This is a genomic window from Myxococcus vastator (assembly GCF_010894475.1).
GTDB lineage: Bacteria > Myxococcota > Myxococcia > Myxococcales > Myxococcaceae > Myxococcus > Myxococcus vastator.
This window is the reverse complement of the sequence record NZ_JAAIYB010000481.1, coordinates 1-6,147: the sequence shown is the minus strand read 5'-3', so window position 1 is coordinate 6,147 and position 6,147 is coordinate 1. Positions and strand designations below refer to the sequence as shown.

The following is a 6,147-nucleotide window of genomic DNA, read 5'->3' as shown; positions in this document are numbered from 1 at the left end:
GGCAGGGGGGGGCGCTGCCCGCGGGCGCGTTCAACGCCGGACGCGAGGCCGTGCGTGTCCAGGCGAAGCAGGCCTTCGCCGACTCGCCGCTGGTGGCGTTGCTGCGTCGCGCGCCCACGGCGGTGGGGGGGGCCGCGCTGCACACCCGCTTCTGGGACCGCGTGTCGCGCCGCTGGGTCGTCACGGTGCTCTTCGTCTCCGCGTTGGGGCTCGCGCTGTGGTGGCCCGCCGGGCCGGACAAGGCGCTGGAGGTGGCGGTGGCGCTGCTGGTGGTGACGTGCCCGTGCGCCATCGGCATCGCCACGCCGCTGGCCTACGAGCTGGTCCAGGCGCGCCTGCGCCGCGGCGGCTTCTTCATCCGGAGCACGGACCTGCTGGACCGGCTGCCCCGCGTGCGAAAGGTGCTCTTCGACAAGACGGGGACGCTGACCTTGGGGCGGCTGGAGCTGGTGGACCGCGCCGCCGTGGCGGGGTTGGCGCCCGCGTCGAGAGACGTCGCCTTCGACCTGGTGTCGCGCAGCAACCACCCCGCCAGCCGGTGCCTGGCGGCCGCGCTGCTCCGGGAGGGCGCGCGCTTCAACCCGGAGGCGCGTGTGGCGGAGCTCGCGGGCCAGGGATTGGAGTTGAATCGAGACGGTGTGCGCTGGCGGCTGGGCCGCGCGGACTGGGCCACCGAGGCGCGGACGGTGGACGCGCCGCGTGTGGAGGTCCTCCTGTCCGGTTCGGGGCTCGCGGCGGGCCCGGTGCTCACGCGGGACGGCGTGCCGGTGGCCTTCTTCCAGCTCCGGGAGTCGGTCCGTCCCGACGCGCGCCGCGAGGTCCAGGCGCTCCAGGACGAGGGCCGCGAGGTGTGGCTCATCTCCGGGGACAGCCAGGGCCGCGTGAAGGAGCTGGCCGCCGCGCTGGGCATCCCCACCCAGCACACCCTGAGCGGCCAGCGTCCGGAGGACAAGGCCGAGGCTGTCGCGAAGCTGGACGCGGCGGACACGCTGTACCTGGGTGACGGCGTCAACGACAGCCTCGCCTTCGAGCGAGCCCTCTGCGCGGGAACGCCCGCCATCGACCGGCCGGTGTTGCCGGGCAAGAGCGACTTCTTCCTCCTGGGCGAAGGCCTGGGCGCCATCCGCGAGGCACTGCGGTTGTCGGCCCGGCTGCGCCAGGTGGTGCGCCGGCTGCTGGTCCTGGCGGTGGGCTACAACGGGGTCGCCGTCTCCGTGTGCCTGGCCGGCTGGATGACGCCCCTGCGCGCCGCCGTGGCCATGCCCGCGACCAGTCTGGCCACCGTGCTCTTCACCGTGTGGTGGCTGTCCGCCTCACGCGAGCGCGCCGTCGCCACGCCCACGCCGCCGCTGCGGGAGGTGCCGGCATGAACGTCCTCGTCCTCCAGGTCTTCGTGAGCCTGATGCTCGTCGCCAGCTCGGTGCTGCTGTTCGTCTACAGCGTGCGCCACCGAGACCACGAGCACGCCGACCGGCTCTCGCTCTTCCCGCTCGAGGACGACAGCGCCGCTCCGGCGCCGCGTGCCCCCGAGCCCCCGTCCTCCGCTTCCCAGGAGTGAAGCCGTGCATCAGCAACGAATCATCTATGACGACACCACGGTCCGGCGCTTCATCATCGCGTCGGTGCTGTTCGGCATCGTGGGCATGGCGGTAGGGGCGCTGGTGGCCAGTCAGCTCGCCTGGTGGCAGGCGAACCTGGGCATCCCCTATACGACGTACTCCCGCCTGCGCCCGCTGCACACGAACGCGGTCATCTTCGCCTTCGTGGGCAACATGATGTTCGCGGGCATCTACTACTCCACGCAGCGGCTGTTGAAGACGCGCATGGCGTCGGACCTGCTGTCGAAAATCCACTTCTGGGGCTGGCAGCTCATCATCGTCGCGGCGGCGATTTCGCTGCCCCTGGGCATCACCACCTCCAAGGAGTACGCGGAGCTGGAGTGGCCCATTGACGTGGCCATCGCCGTCATCTGGGTCGTCTTCGCCATCAACTTCTTCTGGACGCTGGCCAGGCGCCACGAGAAGAACCTCTACGTCGCCATCTGGTTCTACATCGCGACCATCGTCACGGTGGCGGTGCTGCACATCGTCAACAGCCTGGCGCTGCCGCTGTCGGGGGTGAAGAGCTACTCCGTCTTCGCGGGCGTCCAGGACGCGCTGGTGCAGTGGTGGTACGGCCACAACGCCGTCGCCTTCTTCCTCACCACGCCCATCCTGGGCATCATGTATTACTTCCTGCCCAAGGCGGCGGAGCGGCCGGTGTATTCGTACCGGCTGTCCATCATCCACTTCTGGGCCCTGGTCTTCATCTACATCTGGGCCGGTCCGCACCACCTGCTCTACACAGCGCTGCCGGACTGGGCGCAGTCGCTGGGCATGATTTTCAGCGTCATGCTGTGGGCGCCGTCGTGGGGCGGCATGCTCAACGGCCTGCTCACGCTGAAGGGCGCCTGGTACAAGCTGCGCGAGGACCCCGTCCTCAAGTTCCTCATCGCGGGCGTCACCTTCTACGGCATGGCCACCTTCGAGGGGCCGCTGCTGTCCATCAAGTCGGTGAGCGCGCTGGGCCACTACACGGACTGGATTGTCGGCCACGTCCACAGCGGCGCGCTGGGGTGGAACGGCTTCATGGCGGCCGGCATGTTCTACTGGCTGGTGCCCAGGCTGTACGGCACGAAGCTGCACTCGCCCAAGGCGGCGGACGCGCACTTCTGGCTCGGGACGGTGGGCATCCTCCTCTACATGGTCTCCATGTGGATCAGCGGCGTCACGCAGGGCCTCATGTGGCGCGCGGCGAACCCCGACGGCACGCTGCTCTACCCGAACTTCGTGGAGACGCTGCTGGCCATCCGGCCCATGTACATCGTCCGCTTCGCCGGCGGGTCCATGTACCTGGTGGGCTTCATCATGATGGCGTGGAACCTGTGGAAGACGGCCCGCGCCGGCAAGGCCGTGGACGGAGAGGCGACCATCGTCGTGGAGCCGCCCGCCGCCGCGCCCGCGCCCACCCGGGCCCCGGCGCCCGGCTGGGTGCAGGTCGTCACCGGCCGGCCGCTGGTGTTCGCCATCGCCATCCTCACCGTGACGATGTTCCTCGGGTGGGCGAAGCCGGTGCGCGCGGTGGTGCTCCTGGGCGCCATCATCGTGCTGGGCGAGTTCGCCTGGATTGTCACCCGCAGGGACCGTGAAGCAGGCCGGCCGTCGTGGTTCGGGCTCATCGAGGGCCGGCCGCTGGCCTTCACGGTGCTCACGCTCATCGCCATCCTGATTGGCGGTGTGGCGGAGCTGCTGCCCACCATCATGCTCAAGCAGGCGGTGCCGGCGCACGGCCAGGCGCAGGCGCCGTACTCGCCGCTGGAGCTCCAGGGCCGCGACCTCTACGTCCGCGAGGGCTGCTACACCTGCCACTCGCAGATGATTCGCCCCTTCGTGGCGGAGACGCAGCGCTACGGCGACGTGTCCCGCGCGGAGGAGTTCATCTACGACCACCCCTTCCAGTGGGGCAGCAAGCGCACGGGGCCGGACCTGCACCGGCTGGGCGGCAAGTACCCGAACCTGTGGCACTACACGCACATGATGGACCCCCGGGCGACGAGCCCCGGCTCCAACATGCCGCCGTATCCGTGGCTGGCCGAGCAGCGCATCGTCGTGAAGGACGCGCCGAAGAAGCTGGCGCTGATGCAGCGGCTGGGCGTGCCGTACTCCAACGCGGACGTGGACGGCGCCGAGGCGCGCCAGAGGTCGCAGGCGGAGGGCATCACCGCGGACCTGGCGGCGCAGGGTGTCCAGGTGGCGTGGGATTCGGAGATGGTGGCCATCATCTCCTACCTCCAGCGCCTGGGACGTGGGCCGCAGGACCTGCCCGCGCCGCCGGAGAAGTCGCCCGCGCCGCCGGCGCGTCTGCCCGCCGCCACCATCGCCATTGAGGAGGGCCGCTGATGTACAAGCAATTCTATCAGGGGATGTCGCTCACCGAGCTGCCCCTCTTCGCCCTGGTCCTGTTCATCGCGGTGTTCCTCGGCGTCGTCGCCTGGGTGTTCGTGGCGCGGCGCAGCGGGGACTTCGACGCGCTCGCGCGGATGCCATTGAGCGAGCAGGGGGAGGGCGGCCATGAGCAGTGACAAGTCGCTGTTGCACTCCGTCTATGACGGCATCGAGGAGCACGACAACCACCTGCCCAACTGGTGGCTGTTCATCCTCTGGACGTCCATCGTCTTCAGCGCGGGCTACTGGTTCTGGTACCACATCGCCGAGGCGGGGCCCGGACAGCTCGGTGAGTACGCCGCCGAGGCCGCGGAGGTGGCGAAGCGCGCGTCCGGGAACACCCCGGCGTCCGACGACATTCTGCTCGCGCTGGCCAGGGACCCGGCCTCCCTGGACAGCGGCAAGCAGGTGTTCCAGGCGAACTGCGCGGCCTGCCACGGCGCGCAGGGACAGGGCCTCATTGGTCCCAACCTGACGGACGCGTACTGGATGCACGGCGGCGGCCCCATGGCCATCCACAAGGTCGTGGCGGACGGCGTGGTGGCCAAGGGCATGCCCGCGTGGGAGCGCACCCTGGGGGCCGAGCGCGTCAAGGCCGTCACCGCCTACCTGCTCACGCTCAAGGGTACCGACGCGCCCGGCGGCAAGGCGCCGCAGGGCGAGCCCGAGCAGCCGTAGCTCACGGAGAGGAAACAGCCCATGTCTGCGGAACCGCGGCGGGATGGCCCGCGCATCGACCAGCTCACGTCCATCCACGCGGATGGCTCGCGGCTGGCGCTCCACCCGGCGGACGTGCGCGGCCGGTTCATCACCCGGCGGCGGGTGGGCTTCGCGGTCCTCATCGCCGTCTATCTGGCCCTGCCGCTGGTGGAGGTGGGGGGCCACCCGGCAGTGCACCTGGACGTGGCGGCGCGCCGCTTCTATCTGTTTGGCGGCACGTACAACGCGCAAGACTTCTGGCGCGTCCTGTTCCTGCTGACGTCGGTGGGCTTCGGCCTGCTGTTCTTCACCGCGTGGCTGGGCCGCGTGTGGTGCGGCTGGGCGTGTCCCCAGACGGTGTTCCTGGAGGCGCTCTATCGCCCGATTGAGCGGTTCTTCGATGGGCCCCGGGAGCGGCGGCTGAAGGTGGCGCGGGAGCCCTGGACACCCGCGCGGGTGGTGCGGGCGGTGCTCAAGCATGGCGCGTACGCGGCCGTGTCGATGCTCATCTCACACGCGGCCTTGAGCCTCTTCGTCTCGGCGGGTGGGCTCGTCGCGATGGTGTCCGAGGGCCCGGTGGCCTCGCCGGTGGCCTTCGCCTGGGCCATGGTCGTGACGGGCGCGCTGTACTTCAACTTCGCGTGGTTCCGTGAGCAGCTCTGCGTGGTGGTGTGTCCCTATGGCCGGCTCCAGTCCGCGATGCAGGATGGGGACTCGCTCATCGTCGGCTATGACACGCGGCGCGGAGAGCCTCGGGGGCGGCTGCTCAAGGTGCCTCCTGGCGCCACGGCGCCGCCGCGCGGCGACTGCGTGGACTGCTTCAGGTGCGTGGCCGTGTGCCCCACGGGCATCGATATCCGCAATGGCTTGCAGATGGACTGCCTGGCGTGCGCGCAGTGCGTGGATGCGTGCGACGGCGTCATGGACAAGCTGGGCCGGCCGCGAGGACTCATCCGTTATGACTCGCTCAACGGCCTGGACGGACAGCCGCGGCGGGTGCTCCGGCCCCGGCTGTTCCTCTACGGCGCGTTGATGCTGGTGGCGGTGGTGGGCCTCACGCTGAGCCTGGTGCGGCGCGTGCCCTTCGAGGCGAACCTGCTGCGCTTCCAGGGCATGCCCTACGTCGTCGAGCAGGGCACGGTGCGCAACCAGTTCGAGCTGCACCTGGTGAACAAGAACCCCTCCGAGACGGTGCTCACCATTCGCGTGGACAGCCCCGTGCCGGCGAAGGTGGTGGTGCCGCAGGCGCAGGTGACGCTCGGCTCGCTGGAGAGCTTCCGGGTGCCGCTGTTCATCACCGTGGACCGGAGCGGCACGGAGCTGCCGTTCCACTTCACCGTCGAGGTGGCGGACGCGGCCTCCGGGGAGGTGAAGCGCATGGAGGCCCGGTTCCTGGGGCCCGCCCCTACGGGAGGGTAGGGCAAGGTGCCCCGCTCCAGGGGGCGCGGTGGCGCAAGGGGTGCGC

At 70.2% G+C, this 6,147-nt stretch carries 6 protein-coding genes; all 6 read left to right on the top strand.

What is annotated here, in order from left to right:
• A partial coding sequence (locus tag G4D87_RS31870) for an HAD family hydrolase (RefSeq protein WP_163786461.1) occupies positions 1 to 1,370 on the top strand: 1,370 nt, incomplete at its 5' end.
• Positions 1,367 to 1,558: a cytochrome oxidase gene (locus G4D87_RS31865; RefSeq protein WP_163786460.1), complete on the top strand. Its 192-nt coding sequence runs from the start codon at positions 1,367 to 1,369 to the stop codon at positions 1,556 to 1,558. The genes G4D87_RS31870 and G4D87_RS31865, both read left to right, overlap by 4 nt.
• Positions 1,559 to 1,562: 4 nt before the next feature.
• Positions 1,563 to 3,938: a cytochrome-c oxidase, cbb3-type subunit I gene (gene ccoN / locus G4D87_RS31860; protein ID WP_163786459.1), complete on the top strand. Its 2,376-nt coding sequence runs from the start codon at positions 1,563 to 1,565 to the stop codon at positions 3,936 to 3,938.
• Positions 3,938 to 4,120 carry a cbb3-type cytochrome oxidase subunit 3 gene (locus G4D87_RS31855; protein WP_163786458.1) on the top strand — a complete coding sequence of 61 codons (183 nt, stop codon included), beginning with the start codon at positions 3,938 to 3,940 and terminating at the stop codon, positions 4,118 to 4,120. Before ccoN ends, G4D87_RS31855 begins: the two co-directional genes overlap by 1 nt.
• The gene (locus G4D87_RS31850) at positions 4,110 to 4,661 is read left to right on the top strand and encodes a c-type cytochrome (RefSeq protein ID WP_163786457.1); all 552 of its coding nucleotides are present in this window, start codon (positions 4,110 to 4,112) and stop codon (positions 4,659 to 4,661) included. Before G4D87_RS31855 ends, G4D87_RS31850 begins: the two co-directional genes overlap by 11 nt.
• 21 nt (positions 4,662 to 4,682) lie before the next feature.
• A complete protein-coding gene (gene ccoG / locus G4D87_RS31845; RefSeq protein ID WP_163786456.1) occupies positions 4,683 to 6,101 on the top strand; it encodes a cytochrome c oxidase accessory protein CcoG in 1,419 nt (472 codons plus the stop codon).
• Positions 6,102 to 6,147: the final 46 nt, after the last annotated feature.